This window comes from Burkholderia sp. BCC1047 (assembly GCF_902833155.1).
Taxonomy (GTDB): Bacteria; Pseudomonadota; Gammaproteobacteria; order Burkholderiales; family Burkholderiaceae; genus Burkholderia; species Burkholderia sola.
Map to the genome: position 1 here is coordinate 48,118 of NZ_CADFEH010000043.1, position 19,666 is coordinate 67,783.

At 68.1% G+C, this 19,666-nt stretch carries 12 protein-coding genes; 5 read left to right on the top strand and 7 right to left on the bottom strand.

Annotated features, from left to right (window positions below; genetic code table 11):
- Window positions 1-19: 19 nt before the first annotated feature.
- The 3 genes from HWX55_RS31530 (at window position 20) to HWX55_RS31540 (ending at window position 3,526) form a co-directional block, all read left to right on the top strand.
- Window positions 20-937: a LysR family transcriptional regulator gene (locus tag HWX55_RS31530; protein WP_050014126.1), complete on the top strand. Its 918-nt coding sequence runs from the start codon at window positions 20-22 to the stop codon at window positions 935-937.
- Window positions 938-1,118: 181 nt separating this feature from the next.
- A complete protein-coding gene (locus HWX55_RS31535; RefSeq protein WP_175978560.1) occupies window positions 1,119-2,336 on the top strand; it encodes an MFS transporter in 1,218 nt (405 codons plus the stop codon).
- A gap of 77 nt (window positions 2,337-2,413) precedes the next feature.
- On the top strand, window positions 2,414-3,526 hold the full coding sequence (locus HWX55_RS31540; RefSeq protein ID WP_124639746.1) for an alkene reductase: 1,113 nt from the start codon (window positions 2,414-2,416) through the stop codon (window positions 3,524-3,526).
- 94 nt (window positions 3,527-3,620) lie between these two features.
- Here the strand turns inward: HWX55_RS31540 and HWX55_RS31545 are convergent, their stop codons facing one another.
- The 3 genes from HWX55_RS31545 to HWX55_RS31555 all read right to left on the bottom strand — a co-directional run bounded on the left by HWX55_RS31545 (window position 3,621) and on the right by HWX55_RS31555 (window position 9,350).
- Window positions 3,621-4,295, bottom strand: coding sequence for a phosphohydrolase (locus HWX55_RS31545; RefSeq protein WP_175978561.1), 675 nt, complete (start codon window positions 4,293-4,295; stop codon window positions 3,621-3,623).
- Window positions 4,296-4,376: 81 nt separating this feature from the next.
- Window positions 4,377-6,275 carry an amidohydrolase gene (locus HWX55_RS31550; protein ID WP_175978562.1) on the bottom strand — a complete coding sequence of 633 codons (1,899 nt, stop codon included), beginning with the start codon at window positions 6,273-6,275 and terminating at the stop codon, window positions 4,377-4,379.
- Between the two features lie 123 nt (window positions 6,276-6,398).
- Window positions 6,399-9,350, bottom strand: coding sequence for a winged helix-turn-helix domain-containing protein (locus HWX55_RS31555; protein WP_175978563.1), 2,952 nt, complete (start codon window positions 9,348-9,350; stop codon window positions 6,399-6,401).
- 401 nt (window positions 9,351-9,751) lie between these two features.
- Here HWX55_RS31555 and HWX55_RS31560 point away from each other — a divergent pair, with 401 nt between their 5' ends.
- Window positions 9,752-10,672, top strand: a complete 921-nt coding sequence (locus HWX55_RS31560; RefSeq protein WP_175978564.1) for an AraC family transcriptional regulator — start codon at window positions 9,752-9,754, stop codon at window positions 10,670-10,672.
- Window positions 10,673-10,702: 30 nt separating this feature from the next.
- Here the strand turns inward: HWX55_RS31560 and dld are convergent, their stop codons facing one another.
- The 3 genes from dld to HWX55_RS31575 all read right to left on the bottom strand — a co-directional run bounded on the left by dld (window position 10,703) and on the right by HWX55_RS31575 (window position 16,480).
- On the bottom strand, window positions 10,703-12,445 hold the full coding sequence (gene dld, locus HWX55_RS31565) for a D-lactate dehydrogenase (RefSeq protein ID WP_175978565.1): 1,743 nt from the start codon (window positions 12,443-12,445) through the stop codon (window positions 10,703-10,705).
- A gap of 305 nt (window positions 12,446-12,750) precedes the next feature.
- Window positions 12,751-13,740: an alpha/beta hydrolase fold domain-containing protein gene (locus HWX55_RS31570; protein WP_244140685.1), complete on the bottom strand. Its 990-nt coding sequence runs from the start codon at window positions 13,738-13,740 to the stop codon at window positions 12,751-12,753.
- A 178-nt stretch (window positions 13,741-13,918) separates the two neighbouring features.
- Window positions 13,919-16,480, bottom strand: coding sequence for a winged helix-turn-helix domain-containing protein (locus HWX55_RS31575; protein ID WP_175978567.1), 2,562 nt, complete (start codon window positions 16,478-16,480; stop codon window positions 13,919-13,921).
- Between the two features lie 269 nt (window positions 16,481-16,749).
- Here HWX55_RS31575 and HWX55_RS31580 point away from each other — a divergent pair, with 269 nt between their 5' ends.
- Window positions 16,750-17,721, top strand: a complete 972-nt coding sequence (locus tag HWX55_RS31580) for a LysR family transcriptional regulator (RefSeq protein WP_175978568.1) — start codon at window positions 16,750-16,752, stop codon at window positions 17,719-17,721.
- A gap of 301 nt (window positions 17,722-18,022) precedes the next feature.
- Here the strand turns inward: HWX55_RS31580 and HWX55_RS31585 are convergent, their stop codons facing one another.
- Complete coding sequence (locus tag HWX55_RS31585) at window positions 18,023-19,069, bottom strand: MBL fold metallo-hydrolase (protein ID WP_175978569.1); 1,047 nt, start codon at window positions 19,067-19,069, stop codon at window positions 18,023-18,025.
- Between the last annotated feature and the right edge of the window lie 597 nt (window positions 19,070-19,666).

Here is a 19,666-nt window from a genome sequence, read left to right on the forward strand (position 1 = left end):
GGCTGGAGAACTTCCGACGATGGATACCTTGCTTTCGATGCGCGTGTTCACGCGCATCGTCGAAACCGGCAGCTTCACGCGCGCGTCCGACACGACCGGCCTCACCACGCCGCGCGTGTCCGCGCTGCTGAGCGCACTCGAGCAGCATCTCGGCTGCCGGCTGCTGAACCGCACCACGCGCCGCATCTCGCTGACCGAGGACGGTCAGGCGTATTACGAACGCGCCGTCGCGGTGCTGCGCGAGATCGACGACATGGAGGCGTCGGTGTCGCAGGCCCGCAACGTGCCGCGCGGCCGGCTGAAGGTGAACCTGCCGCCCGCGATGGCGAAGCAGGTCGTCGTGCCCGCGCTGCCGGCGTTTCTCGACGCCCATCCGGACATCATGATCGAACTCGGCGTGACCGACCGGCAGATCGACCTCGTCGGCGAAGGGGTCGACTGCGTGGTGCGCATCGGCGCGCTCGACGATTCGGGGATGATCGCGCGGCGGATCGGCAGCCTGACCACCTGCACGTGCGGCTCGCCCGCGTATTTCGCGCGGTGCGGCGAGCCGGAGACCGTCGACGATCTCGCGCAGCACGTGGCGGTCAGTCACATCTCGGCCGACACCGGGCGACCGCGCCCGTGGGATTACGTCGTCGACGGCGAGCCGCGCATCGTGCAGATGTGCGGCACGGTGGCCGTCAACGACGCGGACAACTACATCGAGTGCGGCGTCGCCGGCATCGGCCTGATCAAGACGTCGCTGTACCTCGTCGAGCCTTACCTGAAATCGGGCCGGCTTCGCGAGGTGCTGACCGATTTCAACGCGCCGGCCAGGCCGATTTCGGTGCTGTATCCGCCCAATCGCCACATTCCGGTCAAGCTGAAGGTGTTCGTCGACTGGCTCGCGGGCCTGTTCGAGCAGATTCCGACGCTGCAGGGCAAACGCGGCTGAACCGCTGCGGCGCGGCACCTTTGCGTGCCGCGCAACACTCGATTGCGCGGCGCCTCGCTTCCAGTTTTATCGATTGATCAATAGTATGGACGGCAATGCGGTGCACCGTCCCGCGGCCGAGCGAACCCGATGCCGGCGCGACGCTTCGGTGTCCGGCCTTTCCCTTTTCCAGGAGTCGATCATGTCAACGGATTCAACACCGCTCGCGCCACCCGCGCACGGCGCCAAACTCACGCAAGGGCTGATCCTGCTGTTCGCCTTCAGCTGCGGCGCGATCGTCGCGAACCTGTACTACGCGCAGCCGATCACCGAGCTCATCGCGCCGAGCCTGCACATGTCCGGCAACACGGCGAGCCTGATCGTGTCGCTGACGCAGATCGGCTATGCGCTCGGGCTGTTCTTCATCGTGCCGCTCGGCGACCTGCTCGAAAACCGCAAGCTGATGATCGTGACGGCCGTCGTGTCGATCGCGAGCCTCGCTGCGGCCGCGTTCGTGCACACGCCCGGGCTCTTTCTCGCGATTTCGCTGCTGATCGGGTTCAGCTCGGTGGCCGTGCAGATCCTCGTGCCGCTCGCCGCGCACCTCGCGCCCGACCATTCGCGCGGCCGCGTCGTCGGCACGATCATGAGCGGGCTGCTGCTCGGCATCCTGCTCGCGCGGCCGCTGTCGAGCGTCGTCGCCGACGCGTTCGGCTGGCGCTTCGTGTTCGCGGCCGCGGCCGTGCTGATGACGCTCGTCACGGCCGTGCTCGCGCTGACGATTCCGTCGCGCCAGCCCGATCATCGCGCAACCTATTTCGAACTGATCGGCTCCCTGCTGCACCTCGTTCGCACGATGCCGGTGCTGCGCCATCGCGCGCTCTACCAGGGCCTGATGTTCGCGTCGTTCAGCCTGTTCTGGACCGCCGTGCCCGTCGAACTGACGCGTCACTACGGGTTGTCGCAATCGGCGATCGGCCTGTTCGCGCTGGTCGGCGCGATCGGCGCGACGTCGGCGCCGGTGGCCGGACGCCTCGCGGATGCCGGCCATACGGTGCGCGCGACGCTGATCGCGCTGGTTGCCGGCGCGCTCGCGTATGCGGTCGGGGTCGTGCACGGCGCCGGCCTGTACGGGCTCGTCGTCACCGGCATCGTGCTCGACTTCGCGGTGCAGATGAACATGGTGCTCGGCCAGCGCGAGATCTACGCGCTGCATGCGGCGAGCCGCAACCGGCTCAATGCGCTGTACATGACGAGCATCTTCGTCGGCGGCGCCATCGGCTCCGCGCTCGCGAGCCCGCTGTACGAACACGGCGGCTGGCCGCTCGTCGCCGCGGTGGCCGGTGCGTTCCCGATCGTCGCGCTCGGCCACTACCTGCTCGTCGGGCGGCCGCACGCGCAACGTCACGCCGCCGGTTGATCCATCGTTACCCATCGAATCGATCCGTTCGCGGGGCGCGAAGCCGCCCCGCCCCCGTCGAACCACAGGAGTCCATCATGTCTTCCCTGCTCAGTGCCTACGATCTGCGCGGCCTCGCGCTGCCGAACCGCGTCGTGATGGGGCCGATGACGCGCTCGCGCGCGCCGTCGCGCGGCCTGCCCACCGAACTGATGGCCGAGTACTACGCGCAGCGCGCGTCGGCCGGCCTGATCGTGACCGAGGCCACCAACGTCAGCCCGGCGTCCGCCGCATTCGAGCTGACGCCCGGTCTCGTCGACGATGCTCAAGCCGCCGCGTGGAAAACCGTCACCGATGCCGTCCATGCGAACGGCGGACGCATCTTCGCGCAGCTGTGGCACGGCGGCCGCGTCAGTTCGCTAACACTGCTCGGCGGCGCCGCGCCGCTGTCGCCGTCCGGCGTGAACGACGACCTCGAACAGTTGCAGGTGTGGGCGCAGTTGCAGAACGGCTATTACACGAAGATTCATGCGACGCCGTCGCGCGCGATGACGACCGATGAAGTCGTCGCGGCCGTCGACGAATTCCGGCAGGCCGCCGCGCACGCGATGGCCGCGGGCTTCGACGGCGTCGAGATCCATGCGGCCAACGGCTATCTGCCGCACCAGTTCCTGTCGTCGACGCTGAACCGCCGCGACGATCGCTACGGCGGTTCGGTCGCGAACCGCGCGCGCTTTCTCGAGGAAATCGTCGACGCGGTCGGCGGCGTGATGCCGCTGAACCGCGTCGGCGTGCGCATCTCGCCGTACGCGAAATACAACAACGTGCGCGACGCCGATCCGGACGCGACGCTCGCGTACGTCGGCCGGATGCTCGACGCGGCGGGCGTCGCGTATCTGCACGCGGCCGACACCAACGGCTGGAGCGGCGAACCCGATCTGCCGCGCATCGTCGAGCACGCGCGCCGGTCGTTCCACGGCACGCTGATCGTCAACGGCGGCATTTCGCCGGACGCGGCGAACGCGCTGATCGACGCGGGCGACGCCGATCTCGTCGCGTTTGCGCGCGCGTATATCGCGAACCCGGATCTGGTCGAGCGCATCGCGGCCCGCGCACCGCTCGCGGAGCCGAAGGCCGCCGGCTGGTACGGCGGCGACCGCGCCGGCTACGTCGACTATGCGCGGTACGACGCGGCGCCGTCGCACGCGTGACCCGCACATGCGGCGCGCCACGTGCGGCATCCCGCGCGCGGCCGCGCGCCGCAGCCGGTCGAGCGTGCGGCTGCCGCACGCTCGACCGGGGCCGTCACATGTCGTTCCACCGCGCGCCCAGCACGCGGCCGCAGAAATTCGGCCGATGGAAATCCGGATCCGCGCGTTCGAGCACGTCGGCGCTCCACGTGCCGAAGGTCGACTGCGGTCGGTGCGCGACGCCGCGCGCGACCAGGTCGAGAAACGCCTCGGGGAAATCGCCAGCGCGCGGATACGCGGCAAGGAGCGCGTCGCGCTCGTGGGCCATGTACGCGTCGAAGTCGGTCGCCATCAGGTCCGTCGACACCGCGCACGCCAATGCGCGCGCGAGCGGCGACGCGCGGACGGCCACGCCCGGCGTCGTATGCAGCGCGATCGCGTGCCACACGTCGTCGCGCATGCGCCGCGACCGGCGATGCCGCAGCAGCAACGCGTGCGCGGCATCCGCGCCGTCGAGCTCGTAGCGTTCGGTCGAACGGCCGTACGCCGGGCTCAGCCCCATGTTGGCGTACATCGCGGCGACATACAGTGCATCGGCATCGCACGCGTCGCCCGCACGCCGCGCGGCGAGCGACGCGAACACGAACACGCGCGCCCCGTGATCGACGAGCGCGGCGGGCAACGACGCGCGGGCCGCGTCGGCTGCCTCGATCGCAACGGGCGTGCGCGGAATGCGAACGCCGGCCACTTCGTCGCCGGTGGCCGATGCGCGCGGGTGCGCAGCATTCATCCTGTCTCCTTCATGCCCCGCGCACGGGGCGGAAAATCGTTCAATGCACGGCGGCGTGCGTCGCGCACCGGCACGCGCCGCTCAAAACGCGACGCAGCAGCGGCCGAAGGCTTCGCAGCGTTCGGCGGCCGCGCTTGCGGTCGGATAGCGCGACCGCGCGAAGCGGCGTCCGTGACCGCGCGCGCGGCACGCATCGATGCCGGGCGCCGCGCATGCGTCGCCCGCCGCCGACGCGTGCGGCGCGTCGCGGCCGCCGGCGCCCGCCGCATCGGCGACGCCGCCTGCGGCGACCGGCGACCATACGGGGCTGACGGGCGGCGGCGGCGGCGCCAGCGGCGAGAATTCCTGCTCCGCGTGCACGACCTTGCCGTCGACGACCGTCAGCACCGACGACAACGTCGGGATACGCAGCGCGTCGACCGTGAAGTAGTCGTCGCTCAGCACCGCGAAGTCGGCGTATCGGCCGGGCACCAGCGCGCCCTTGCGGTGCTCGTCCGCGGAGAACCACGCGCTGCCGACCGTGTAGCGGCGCAGCGCCTCCATCCGGCCGAGCCGGTTGCGCGCCGGATACAGCGCGGTGCCGCCCAGGCTGCGCCCCGACACCATCCAGTACAGCGCGACGAACGGGTTGTAGCTCGCCGCGCCCGTCGCGCCCGAACCGGCGCCGACCGGCAGCCCGGCCGCGAGCATCGCGCGGATCGGCGGCGCGCGCGTGGCCGCCGCCGCCCCATGGCGCGCGATGAACGCTTCGCCCTGGAACGCCATGCGCGGCTGCACGGTGATGCCGCCGCCGAGCGCCGCCACGCGCGCGATATTGGCATCCGAAATCGTCTCGCAGCGGTCGAAGCACCAGCGCAGCCCGTCGAACGGCGTGTCGCGATCGATCGCTTCGAATACGTCGAGGAAGCGGCCGATCGATTCGTCGTAGGTCGCATGCAGCCGGAACGGCCAGCGGTGACGCACCAGCAGCCGGACGATGGCCGCCAGCTCCGCGTCGACCGACGCGGGCAGGTCGACGCGCGGTTCGAGAAAATTCCCGAGATCGACGGCCGAGCACAGCAGCCGCTCGCCCGCGCCGCTCATGCGCAGGAATGCGTCGCCGCGGCCGGGCGCCGTCAGCGCGATCCATGTCGCGAAGTCGTCGAGCTCGCGGCCCGCGTGCCGCGCGCCCAGCGCATACGCGATGCGCGTCGTCAATTCGCCGCGCCGCGCGAGCGTCGCGACCGCCGCATAGTCGTCCGGATACGCGAGACCGTCGCCGCCGGCGTCGATCGCGCTCGTCACGCCGACGCGGTTCAGCGCGCGCATGAACTGCCGCATCGAGTTGACGCGATCGTCCGCATCGAGCATGGGCGCGCGGGCGAGCGCCGCGCCGAGCACCGCCGGGTCCGGGCGCGCGAGCAGCAGCCCGGTCGGCCGCCCATGGCGGTCGCGCCGCAACTCGCCGCCGGGCGGATCGGGCGTGTCGCGCCCGTAGCCGAGCGCGCGCAGCGCGGCCGCATTCAGCCACGCGCTGTCGGCCAGATGCTGGATGAACACCGGCGTGTCGGGTGCGATCGCGTTGAGCTCGGCCGCCGTCGGGCCGCGCTTTTCCGCGAACTGCAGCGCGGTCCAGCCGCCCGCCACGCGCGCCCAGTGCGGCGCGGGCGTGCGGCGGACCTGCCGGCCGAGCAGCTCGAGCGCGTCGGCGAGCGACGGTACGCCGTCCCAGCGCACCTCGAGGTTGAAGTTCATGCCGCCGCGGATCGCCTGCAGGTGCGCGTCGATCAGGCCCGGAATCACGGTACGGCCGTTCAGATCGATTCGGGTCGTGTCGTCGTGCGCATGGCGCAGCACGTTGCGATCGTCGCCGGTCGCGACGATGGTCCCGTCCTTCACGGCGAGCGCGCGAACGAACGAGCGCTGTTCGTCCTGGGTCGCGATCTTGCCGTTGAACACGACGAGGTCCGCCGAACGCGCGGGTTCCGTCGCTCTAAGCACCGTCGGGTCTCCCGTGCGCGCCCACGCGCGACGCCGCACGACACGCGCGGCTTCCCGCGGCGCGCGCGTCGGTACGCATGCTGCGATCGCGCGGCCGCACTGCCGTACCGGATTCGCGCATCGTCATGCCGCCTGCTGCGCCGCGTCGGCGGCATCGCGTCGTGCATGCGTCAGGCACGGCGCGGGCGGCGCATCCGGACGGACGAAGTTCTGCACGCGCAGCAAGCGGCGCACGTCGTGGGCGCGCGAATGCGGATCGAAGTGCCGCGCGACTCCGGCGACGAGCGCCGACGCCTGTGCGGTGTGGCCGCGCTCGATCAGGTGATCGGCGAGATCGAGCGAACCGCGCAGCGCCCACATCGCGGCGCCCTGCGCGTTCGCGGTCTGGATCGCCATCTGCAGATGACGATGTCCGTCCGCCTCGTACGCGACGGCGAGATCCGCGCCGACGGTGCGCGCCTGCTCGAGCATCGAGACGCCTCGCACGCGCAGCAGTTCGGGGACGAACAGGTGCTCGCCGTGCGCGCGGCAGCGCGCGAGCGTCGCATCGAGCCGGGTGCACGCTTCGTCCGCGCGGCCGGTCCGTACGAGGCCCTCCGCGTACGCGACGGTCAACGGCGCGAGCACGCGCCGGAAGCCGCTCGCCTCGACGCGCCGCAGCGCCGGTTCGAGGCGCGCGAGCCCGGCGCCGGGATGGCCGGCCTGGATGTCGAACTGACCGGTCAGGCATTCGGCGTGACTGCGCCAGATGTCGAAACCGTGCGCGTCGGCGGTCGCGCGCAGCGTCGCGAGATAGTCGGAGCTGATGTCGTGATCGCCGTAGCGCAGCGCGATCGGCACGGCGGCCGCGCCGAGCACGATGCACAACGCGAGCGGCGACGGGCCGCGGCGCGCATGCTCGACCGCTTGCGCGGCGACGCGCATCGCGTGCTCCGGCTCGCCTTGCATCCACAGCAGACGGATCAGCATCGTGCGGCCCAGCGTCGCCATGTCGACGCCCAGCGCGGCCTGCGCGCACGGCGATTCGCCCACGTCGGCGAGCTCGGCCGTCGCCGCTTCCAGCCGCTCGCGCGCCTGCTCATGCTCGCCGAAGTAATGCAGCGACGTCGCGACCATCGTGTTCGCCAGCAACCGCTGCGACCGGTCGCCGCGCCGCTCGGCCGCCCGCTCGAAGCGCGTCGCGTAGCGCAGCGATTCGTGAATGTCCGACAGCGTCAGCATCGTGTTCCACAGCCCCACCAGCGCGCGCGCGTCGAACGCATCGTCGCCGACGTGCGCGGCGAGACCGAGCGTGCGGTCCCACATCGCGGCGGCGGCCAGCGCGTCGCCGTCCGTATGCAGCAGCGCCGACGCGCAGGCCGCCCGCAGCCGCATCTCGCGCGCGGCGTCGACCGGGTCTGCCGCGCCCGTGTCGAGTTCGTCGAGCACCTCTCTCGCGCGCGCCGTGCATGCGCGCATTCGCGACGGCTCCAGCAGCGCGCGCGCCAGCCGGTCGGGCTCGGGCACGGCTGCGGCCTCGGCGGCGTCTACCGCTTCGTCCATCGGTTCGTCCACGGCCAGCGCGCACGCATCGGCAGGCGGCACGTCGGCGGGCGTCACGGGCGCGACGAGCCGCACGGGCGCGCGCTCGCGCTCATACGCCGCATGGCGCGCGACGATGCGCTCGAACTCGCCTTCGTTGTGCAGCTTTTCGAGCGCGTACGCGCGCGTCGATTCGGTCAGCCGGTAGCGCGCATACGCACCATGAAACTCGACGGTCACCAGCGATTTCGCCACCAGTTCGCCGAGCACCGCGATCATGTCCGCGGCCGACGTGCCGGGCTCGGTGGCGACCGCGTACGCGGCATCGAACGAAAACGGCCCGATGAAGCACCCCATCCGGCGAAACAGCGCGCGCGCGGGCCGATCGAGCAGCACGTAGCTCCAGTCGAACGTCGCGCGCAGCGTCTGATGACGCGGCAGCGCCGAGCGCAGCCCGCCCGTCAGCAGGTTCAGCCGGTCGTCGAGACGCGACGCGACGACCGCGAGCCCGAGCGTCGCCACGCGCGCCGCGGCCAGTTCGATCGCGAGCGGCAGCCCGTCGAGGCGCCGGCAGATGTCGCCGATCAGCCGCACGCCGGCTTCGTCGACCCTGCAATCCGGCGCGGCCGCGCGCACGCGTTCCAGGAACAGCTCGACGGCCGAGCAGCGGACGATTTCGTCGGCGGACGCGTTGCCGTCCGGCACCGCGAGCGGACTCATGCGCAGCACCGCCTCGGCCGAGATGTGCAGCGGCTCGCGGCTCGTCACGAGCACGCGCAGCGAGCCGGCGCACGACGTCAGCGTTTCGACGAGGCTCGCCACCAGGTCGACGATGTGCTCCGCGTTGTCGAGCACGAGCAGGCAGCGCGACGTCGCGAACGCGTCGCCGATGCGGTCGATGGCGGGCACGCCGGGCGTGTCGAGGCCGAGCTCGGCGGCGAGCGCGATCAGCATGTCGTCGCGCGTCGACGCGCGCGCCAGTTCGACGAACAGCACGCGCTCGCGCAAACGGCTGCGCACGCCGTGCGCGACGCGCACGGCCAGACTCGTCTTGCCGATGCCGCCCGCGCCGACGAGCGTGACGACCGGCGTGCGTTCGAGCATGTCGACGATCTGCACGAGTTCGGCGTCGCGCCCGACGAGCGGCGCGAGCAGCGACGACGCGGGCGCATCGGCTACATCGGGCGCATCGGGCGAGACGACGACGGCCGGCGCCGCCGCGACGGCCGGCGCGTCGACCACGGGGACGAGGGCCGGTCCGGACGACGCGCTCGCCACCAGCAGGTAGCCGCGCCCGGGCACCGTCTTGATCAGATCGCGGCTCGCGCCGAGCGCCTTGCGCAGCGTCGCCACATGCACCTGAAGCCGGTTTTCCTCGACGATCAGGCCCGGCCAGACGGCGTCCATGATGTCGTCCTTCGACACGACCGAACCGCTCGCGCGGTGCAGGACTTCGAGAATGTCGAGCGCGCGCGCGCCGATGCGCAGCGACGCGCCGTGCTGGCGAATGTCGCGTTGCTCGAAATCCACAGACAAAGTTCCGATCTGGATCATGGCCGCCTCCGGTTCCCTCGGGATGGCTGCCCGATGAACGCGGCAGTTCACCCGGCAGGAAGTCCGCGTCCGGCGCGCCGTTGCACCGGACGGAAAATGTCGAATTCCGGACCGAGTGTAGACGGATGGCCATCGAAAATCTTGAAGGAAAATGCACTCTGCCCGCGCATTTCGGGCGGGCGCGACCGGCACGATCACTTGCGTGTAAAAGTGGGGCGCTATACTCTGCCGGGCCGCTCGCGCAGGCGTTGAGCCGGGTGGCGCACTCGCCGCGCCCACGCATTGAAAGCAATTTGTCAGGATGGCGAGCGGACGTTTATGCAAATTCATTTTGAACGTTCGCGTGCGCATCTAAACTGGACTCGTCATTTCCTGTTCCGAGTCCCTCGCTGGGGAATTCCATGTCAGACTCCGTCATCGTCGCGCCGGTGGCATCGCCTCCGCGGCGGCCGAAAGACACGCTCGGCTGCGTGTCGAGCCTGCTGGCAAAGGATGTCGAGACGGCATCCGGCGGCCTGAGGCTGCACCGCAAATGCATGCGCGAGGCGCACGTCGAACGCATCGAGATGCCGCCGTGCGACCGCGGCTTCCTGGTCGGCGTGTCGCTGAGCGGCGGCCACCGCCGCACGCTCTATGGGCGCGCCGGCGCGAGCGAGCGCCGGTTCCAGCATCACTCGATCTACATTCGCGATTTCTCGCGCCATTTCCACGCGGATCTGTACGGCCACTTCGATTTCGTGCTGGTCGAGCTGCCGCATGCGTATCTCGAACACGTCGGCCCGGAGCACGGCGGCCAATCGATCGGCGGCCTCACGTGCCGTCCCGACGTACGCGACCCGGTGCTCGGCCATCTCGCGCACGCGGTGGCCGACAGCCTCGACGCAGGCGGCCCGCTGAACGCGCTGTTCATCGAACAGATCGGGCTCGCGATGGGCACGCATCTGCTGCGCCGCTACGGCAACGCGCGCACGCGCGAGCTCGAACGCAAGGGCGTGCTGTCTGCCGCGAAGGTGGCGCGCGCCCAGGAGCTGTTGATGGAAAAGGCGGACCTCGGCGTGTCGATCGAGGAAGTGGCGAACGAATGCGACCTGTCGCGCGGCTATTTCATCCGCGCGTTCTCGCGCACGACCGGCCGCACGCCGCACCAGTGGCTGCTCGAACAGCGCGTGACGCGCGCACGCGAGCTGATCGAGACGTCCGACATGACGCTGGCCGACATCGCGGTCGCGTGCGGTTTCGCCGACCAGAGCCATCTGAACCGCGTGTTCGCGCGGATCGTCGGCCATCCGCCTGGCGCGTGGCGACGCGCGCGGTCGCGCTGAAGCATCTAGGCCTGGCGCTGCTCCCATCGATCAGTCTTCCCGGTAGTTCGCGAATTTGGACGTATGTCCTATGCCGGGATTGAAGCAATTGCACGGGTCCAGGTCCATGTAATGCTGCTTCAACGCGGGTTTGGCGAAGTAGAGATGACCCACGTTGTGCTCTGCCGGGTATTCAGCCCCACGGCTGTCGAGGATCTTCCACATCTTGTGCTCGATCGACATTGGATCGATCCCTTTCCTGACGATGTAGTCCTGATGAAATACATGGCACAAGAAGTGACCGTAGTAGAGCTTGAGGATGAGCGGGCGCTGGATGTCGTCCGGAAGCGTTTCGAACCACGCCTTGCAATTGCGAGGCAACGCGATGTCCAGCGCCAGAATGTTCTCGACCTCTCGCGTGTGGACCGCGCGATACCGGTTGGCTGCGCCGGCGGCTGCGAATCGATGCAAGAACGCCTTGTCGCCTTCGTCGTCGGTACATTCGAAGAAACCACCGTCTCCGTCGGAAAAGAACTTCTCCAGGAACGACCTCGCCTCGGCGGCGCCGGCGGCTGACACCTTCAGAAGCAGGTGGTGCTCATACCGACGGTGATAATCCTTGATACGCGCAGGGAGGTGACTCGGGAAGAGCCTGCTGAGCCCCTGCATGACTCGATCCGACAGGTGTGATGGCAGGAACGGGATTCGATCGAGGAACGCGTCGCACCGGGCTTTGACGGCAAAGAGCTTCGGCAGGAACGCCGTGCCAAGATAGTGAATCATCAGGAACGTATCCTTGCCATACTTCTCGGCGACGGCAAATGCGTCCCGGTGGAGATACTCTCCGGAGATCGGCATGTGCTCGAAGTCGGCCAGGACTCGCCGGCGGATTTCGCTCAGTGCGTCGGTGCTGTTCGTGCCGATATAGAAGACCTTCGCGCCCTTCTCCACCGGGAAGGTATCCAGCCGCAGGGCAAATACCATCACCTTTCCCGCCGAGCCGGACGACTCGTAGAGCCGGGAAGGATCGGCATTGAATCGGGCGGGTGTAGGCTCGTCGATTTCGCGTACGTGCGACACGTATTGGTGATCATGGCCGCCCCCTGCGTCATGACTGACGTCCGCGTCGGTGAAGGCGCCATCGTCCAGTTTCTGGAGGAGTTGCTCCTCGTTGCCCTCCAGTGCAATGCCGAGGTGGTTGACGAGGTGGAGATTTCCGTCCGTATCCACGCGCGCATAGACCGACATTTGCGTGTATGCAGGACCACGTTGCACGAGTGCACCGCCCGAGTTATTGCAGACGCCACCGAATACCGAGGCGCCGATACAACTGGAGCCGATCACGGAGTGCGGTTCTCTTCCCAACGGAAGAAGCAGGTTCTCGAGCTCGTACAAGGTTGCACCAGGCAGACAAACGACCTGCTTTCCACCGTCGACCAGGTAGATTTTGTCGATCCGCGTCATGCTCACAATGACGATATCGCGGTCATAGTCGTTGCCGTCCGGGGTGGAGCCCCCGGTAAGACCCGTATTGGAGGCTTGGGACAGAACGATGACGTTGGCCTCGACGCATGCCTTCAAGACGCGCCACTGCTCGACGAGGGAAGCAGGTCGCACAACCGCGAGAACCTTCCCGGTGCCAAAGCGAAAACCGGTGCGATAGCGGCGGGTGTCGCTGTCGGTCGTCAGCACGTATGGCTTCCCGACGGCGGATTCGAGTTTCGAAAGAAGTTGTGCAGGGTCGGTGCGCTTGCCGAGGGTGGCCGCGGCTGGAAGTTCGAGAGTCGTAGGCACTCAATCGCTCCTGATTCATGAATGGGCCATCCGGTCTTGGTCGGACGGAATTCGTGGAGGCCAACGGGTCAAGCAGCGATCCGATTCAGATGGAAGCGCTGCGTGATGTACCGACCCTTCAGCCCGGCAAGATACAGCCAGCCCTCGTCGAGTCGGTCACGCCTGAATTAGAGGACGTCCCCCAACCGAGGGCAACTGAATCGTTATGATGGACACGCGCTGCTGCTCGATTTCCCAAGGAGAGGGGAAGGTCGAGCTGCGGCGTTCGTCAATGCACTCGACTGACATATCGATCTGTCCCATATTCAGTGTCCGCGTCGCGTCGCGCGGATCGTGCCGCATGCCAATCGCAATGCCGCCTCGGTGGGCGGCGTGTCGGCGAGGCCATCGAGCACCGTGAAATCGTGAATCGTGCCGAGGCAGCGAACCGCGCTGACGCGCACCCCGGCGAGCATCAGCTTGCGGGCGTAGGCTTCGCCGTCGTCACGTGCGACATCGTTTTCGGCCGTGACGATCAGCGCGGGCGGCAGGTCTTCGAGATCCGTGTAACTCGCGTTTAGCGGCATTGCGATTGTTTCGCCGAGGTTGTCCGACGGAAAGCGCGTCCGTGCACGCATGCCCGTGGTCTGTGTGGTCAAGCTCGGACCGCCCGCATATCTCGCTGCCGACGCGTCCGCCGTGCTTGTGGAAAGCGTCGGACACAGCATGATCTGAAGCGCGATACGGGGGCCGCGGCGCGCCTTGACGAGCAGCGCGAGGGTGGCGACGAGATGACCGCCCGTGCCTTCGCCCGCGACGATGAGGGCGCCTCCGTCGAGATTCAATGCACGTGCGTGCGCCTGCAGATGAACGAGCGCGGCGAATGCCTGCTCGTTTTGGGTCTGAAAGCACGCAGCGGGCGCGGACGTGTAATCGACCAGTACGACGGCCGCCTCGGCGTCGGTGGCGATCCTGCGCGCCAGCCGGTTGTCGCTTTGGCCACCCGCGAAACTCGCGCCGTCCGGCAGGAAGAGCACGGCGGGCAGCGGAGTGGGCGCCGCCTGCGGCGGCCGCACGATCCGTATCGTGAAGCCCGGATCCGCAGCACCCGCTGTCAGCGCGATTTCTTCGGCGTGTATCGCGTCCGTCGCATCGCCGTTTGCCCATTCGCGCAAACGCTCTGCCGGAACCCCTGCCTCGGCGGCATGGTCGACGAACGATTGCGTTTCCGCATCGAGAACCGGATACGAGTCCGCGGATCTGATCAGGCCCGATGCGGCGTCTTCGGGCAGACGGGCAGACGTGAAATCGTTCATGGGGCAGTTTCCGATGAGTGAGCTTGCTTGTCGATCCGGCGCCGTTGGCCGTCGACAGAACAAATTTTCATCGGATTCCCGCACGAGCCACAGTTAAGCGTTGCTAAGAGCCGTTAAGCCCATGTCCAGCAAGGCGTTCAGGCTACCGACGCGCGCTTCGAGCGGATTTGCCGTCGCTTCAGGTCCGCACACCGCGCGTTGCCGCGGCCTCCTGCAAATGCCCCTGCAACCACGACGGCGTGTCCGCCCGTCCCGCTTCGATCAATGCGTTTGCGCTCGCTGCGTCGCCGGCGCGCGCGAACACTTCGAGTTGCATCGGGGTGGCGCCCGCCGGCGTGACAGGTCTGCCTTCGTGAATGGCCTCGAAGCCTTCGCCCCATTTGTCCCAATACGCGAGACCGCGCCGGCGCGTGCGCTCGCGAAGCCGCGCGGTCCATTCGCGCGCGAGCGCCACTTCGCCTTCCCATGTCGCGACGGCGATCGAGCCGATCGCGAGCCCATAACAGACGGTCAGATCGTGATCGATCGCGAGCGCCTCCGTCGCGCAGTCGCGCGCGAGCGCCATCGCCGCGTCGGTCTCGCCCTGCAGCCACAGAATGCGCATCAGAATGGAAATCGCCGCGATATGCGCGTCGACCTGCGCGTGATTCGCGTGCGTCGCGCGCACCGGATCCTTGTCGCGCGCCATCACCGCTTCGATCAACGCGCGCGCGATAGCGTGGTCCCCGAGGAAGTGATGCGACAGCGCGCACATCCGGTCGGCGGTTTGCGTCGTCGAAAAATCGCCCGTCCGTGCGGCGGCAGCGCGAAACGCACGCGCATGTTCGAGGCTTTCCGTGTACGCGCCCGCGAGCGTGCGATGCGCCCACACGCCCCACAGCATGCGCAATGCGAGCCGGTCGTCGCCGAGGCGCTGCGCGGCGGCCTGTGCGGCGTCGAACGCGTTCGCCATCGCCGCCGTCGGCCCACGCGTGTGCCACAGCGCGTGACCGTACGCGGCGAGCAGCTCGATATGCTGCGCCTTGCCCGCCAGATCCGAGTTTTCCGCCGCGGCGATCGCGCGCTCGGCCATCCGGAGGAACTCGTGAGGGAGCGAAAGATGAAACCACAGCGGCGCCGTCGCGATCAGCAGGTCTATCGCGAGCTGCGGTTCGCGATCCTGCGCGGCCGCCCAATCGAACGCGGCTCGCACGTCGTCGATTCGCTGGCTGTGAATCGCAAGCCACTGGCGCGGCGCCTTGCCTTCCCACGCCGCCACGGGGTCGGCAAAGATCGCGCAACAGTACAGTGCATGGCGGCGGCGCGCGTCGTCGAGTTCGTCCGCCTCTTCAAGTCGCATATATGCGTAATGGCGCGTCGTGTCGAGCAGTCGATACGGATGGTCCGGATCGTCGATCGCGCAGGCGATCAGCGACTTGGCGATCAGGCCGGTGACGGCGTCGAAGGCGGCGAGTTCATCGACGTCGCCACCGGCCGCGACAGCCGCCGCGGCATCCATGCCGAACGCGGCCCGCATGACCGAGAGGCGGCGCAGCACCTGGCGCTCCTCCGGCCGGAGCAATTCATAGCTCCAGTCGAGCGTCGCGCGCAGCGTCTGCTGGCGCGGAAGCGCCGTGCGGCGGCCCTGCGTGAGCAGCGCGAAACGGTCGTCGAGCCGCGCTGCAATCGAATGCACGTCCATCAGGCCGACGCGCGCCGCCGCAAACTCGATCGCGAGCGGGATGCCGTCGAGCCGTCGGCAAATATCGATCACGGGGGCCAGATTCGCGTCGCTCAACGCAAACCGGTCATTGGCGGCGCGCGCACGGTCTTGAAACAGCGCGATCGCCGGGAACTGCACGGCATCGTGGAGGCTCACGCCTGCGACAGTTTCGGGCGACGGCAACGCGGCGAGGCGATGGACGGATTCGCCTTCCGCGCGCAGCGGCTCGCGGCTCGTGACCAGCAGATGCACGCCCGACGCGCCTTGCAGCAGTTGCTCTGCGAGCACGGCAACGGCATCGATCAGATGCTCGCAGTTGTCCAGCACCAGCAGCACCGGTGACGCCCCGAGCGCCTGGATGAGATCCGGTACCGGATCGCCGCTGGAGACGGCAACGCCGAGCGCCGAGGCGATCGTACTGGCCGCGCTCGCGGCCGCGGAAACCGGCGCGAAATTGACGAACACGGCGCGCATGCCGGTGCGCTGGGCGAAGCGATGCGCGATGGCGACGGCTACCGTCGTCTTGCCCATGCCTCCCGGGCCGGCGATGGTGAGCAAGCGTCGCTCGGGCAAGTGGTCGGTCAGACCTGCGATGACGTCCTCGCGGCCTATCACGCGAGCGAGCGTGACCGGTAGACCGCGTGAACCGCTTTCGGACCCGTTGGAAGGCTGGGCGGCGTGCGTATGGGGCCGTGGTGCGGCAGGGTCCACTGCATCGGCACGGGTAACGGGCGCCGCGAAACGATAGCCGCGTCCGGGTTCGTTGACGATGTAACGCGCGCCGTCCGGTCCGTCACCGAGCACCTTGCGCAACGCCGACAGATGCACGCGCAGCGCGCCTTCCTCGACGACGTTGTCCACCCAGACGCTGTCGCACAGATTGCGCGTCGAGACCAGCGCGCCCGCCTGCTCGACGAGTACGACGAGAATGTCGAGCGCGCGGCTGCCGATTTTCAGCGGCGTCCCGTCCTTGAGCAGGATTCGTTGCGGGAATTGCAGCGTAAAAGGGCCGAACGCGAGGCTGTAAGGAGCGGTCATCGAGAGCGTCGTCGCGCGGGTTGAGGGTCGGCCGTGTCGACCAATACGGTGCGCTGGGCGCGCACACTGACGCAAAAACAGCCAATCATTACTCAAAAGCTCAGTACGCGCCCTTAAAAGATCTTAAAAAAACCGCTTTGTTGCAGCCGACGACGATTGGCACGGATCCGGGCGCCGACTTAGCAACGCTTAACAAGTCGTAACTGGCCCGATGCGCGTCTGCCCGCCAATATGGCTCCATGCAAGCCAATCAATGATCGGAGGTCGATATGGAGCGTCTGAAAGCACTGGAGGTATTCAAGGCAGTGGCGGACCACGGCAGTTTCACGCGGGCAGCGGACGCCACCAATCTTGGCGTACCGTCGGTGAGCCGCGCGGTGCAGGATCTCGAAACGATGCTCGGCGTGCAGCTCTTCAACCGGACCACGCGCCGCGTCGCGTTGACCACGGCGGGCCATGCGGTGCTCGAGCGCGTCACGGGCGTCCTGTCCTCCTATGAAGACCTCGCGCGTACCGGCAGCGACGAAGCCGGCGATTGCGCGGGTAACGTCCGCATCGAGGTGCCGGCAATCTTCGATACCGCGCGCCTCACTTCCGTCCTGGTCCGCTTCATGCGCGCCTGGCCGAAAGTACGGGTCGACGTGCGGCGCGTCGATCACCTGGCCGACACGCTCGGCGATCTTGCAGACCTCGCGATCGTCGTCGGTCGCTCGGCGCCGTCGTCGTGCATCGCGCGATCGCTCGCGGCCGTGCCGCTCGGGCTCTATGCGAGTCCTGCGTGGCTCGAACGGACCAACGATCTCGCTCACCCGCTCGATGTGCCTGCCGAAGCTTGCCTCGCGACGGGCGCACAGCATTCGGTGTGGACGGTCAGCCATGCAGCATCCGGGGACAGTGTGACGCTTGCCGCGCGCGCGGCGCTGCGCACGAATTGCCCTCATGCGCTTCTCGCGGCGGCCGTCGACGGCGAGGGGCTAGCCATCCTGCCCGACCCGCTCGCACGAGCGGCGCTCAATCGCGGCGAACTCGTGCGTGTGCTCGATGCGTGGCAGGTGGCGCCACTGGAAGCCTGCCTCGTTTACCGGTCCAGACGCAATCTCCCCGCGCGGGTGCGCAAATTGACCGAGTATTTGCTCGACGCCTTCGGCGAGCAGCGCGACGAGATCGGCGCAATGGCCGCTGTACCGAACATGGCCCGGATGGCAGCGACGCAGCCGACGCTCACGCCGTGCGCAGCTTGATGAAGATTTTGCTGATACGAATGCAGGGGGAACGACGAAATGATGGTTGATTTTGCTGGATGTCTGCTGGATGTGTCGTCGCGGTATCTCGGACTCGCGATCCAGAACCGGACGGTCGTGGCTTACGTCGACGCCGGACCGGGACACGCAACGCGCCCGAGCGATTCGCATCGTGACGCGTCGTCCTCCAGAATGCCGCAGCATGCGCATGCCGCCACGAAGGTGGCCTCGCCGATGCAGCCGGCCCGTCGAAGAAGCGATGTGACGGCCTTCGCGTGCGATGACGAAGGACGCCGGCTCGTCACCGCACCGGCGTCGCGTCGTAGTTGACCGGCACCCAGTCGTATTGCGCACCCTCGCGGCGCAGGTGGCCAAGCCCCGGAAACGCGATATGCGCGGCACCGACGAGATAGCGTCGATCGGCGACGCGCTTCAGCGTGTCCCGCCGCGTACGGCGGGCGGCGCCGGCATCGCTGTCGTACTGGACCGTCGCGTCGACGTCGCGCAACTGGATCGCCGCCACGTGCACGATATCGCCCCACGCGAGCAGGCCCGCGTTCCCGCTCTCGATCAGATAAGCCGTGTGCCCCGGCGTATGGCCGGGCATCGGCACCGCGCGAATGCCGGGCGCGAGCGTCGCTTCGCCGCGAAACGTCTTGAAGCGGCCGGCCGCGACGTAAGGCGCGACCGCCGCCGCGGCCGCATCGAAGAACGACGCGAGGAACGCCGGCGCCTGCGCCTTGTTGGCGGGATCGAGCCAATACGCGGCCTCGACGGCGTTCACGCGCACGACGGCATTCGGAAACGTCATCGCGCCATTCGACGCAATCCCGCCGACATGGTCCTTGTGCAGGTGCGTGAGCAGCACTTCGTCGATCTGCGCGGGCGCGTAGCCGGCCGCGCGCAGGTCGTCGAGCAGCTTGCCGCAGCAGTCGCCGTACAGCGTGCCGGCGCCCGCATCGACGAGGATTCGCTTCGATCCGGTATCGACCAGGAACGCGTTGATCGATCCCTGCACGGGCGGCTCCAGGAACGCGCGGTCGAGGTCGCGCCGGATCTCGTCCTTCGAGATGTCGCGAAACACCGTGTCGACCGGAAACGGATGGGTGCCGTCGGACAGCGCGATCACCGTGAAATCGCCGATCTTCTGCCGATAGAAGCCGGGAGGCTGCTGGCCCGCGCCAGGGGCTGGCGCTGCGGATTGCGTTTCGGTTTGCGCATTGGCGTGGGCGTCGGGCTGCACGCCGGCCTGCGCAAACGCCGCAGGCACCAACAGGCCCGCGCACCCGGCCACGATCAGCAAACGGGCTGCATGCGCAACGCACGCGTGCCGGAACAGGGTCTTCATGCGATCTCCGCGACGAACCGTGCGCGCGCCCGGTCACGAACGGACCGACCCGTGCAACACGCAATGTCGCCCAGCTTATCGGGCGTCGCGGCGAAAATCCTGCGCAGCGCCTGAATTGTCCTGAAGACGCGGCACGCGCGCGCGGCCGCCGCACCGGCCGGCGCTAGAATGCGAACCGCATGCAACGCGACGTTACGACCCGCACAAGGGCCTGTTCACGCTAATAACGGGCTTGCGAACGTGCCTTTCCGCCCGCAGTGCAAGGAGTAAGGAGCACCGTTTGGCCGTGCCAAACAAGCGACGCACGACGCCGCAATGTGGGCGGAAAGGCGCGTTCCCCTGTTTGAAAAAATGCATTCGTGGGGCTGGCCCCCGGAAGGGCCGATCGCCGCGTCATGCTCCTCGCGAATACGTCGAGTATTCGCTTCGTCGCAATCCTTGCGCTCGGCCCTTCCGGGGGCCAGCGCAAGCCCGTTATTAGCGTGAACAGGCCCTAGCAGGCTGTTGAAAAGCGCCTCGTTCCGACGATCGGGGCACTGTTTAAAAGGGTTTCGTATGCGATTGGCCGCTGAGTTGCTGACGAATCGTGCCGGATGC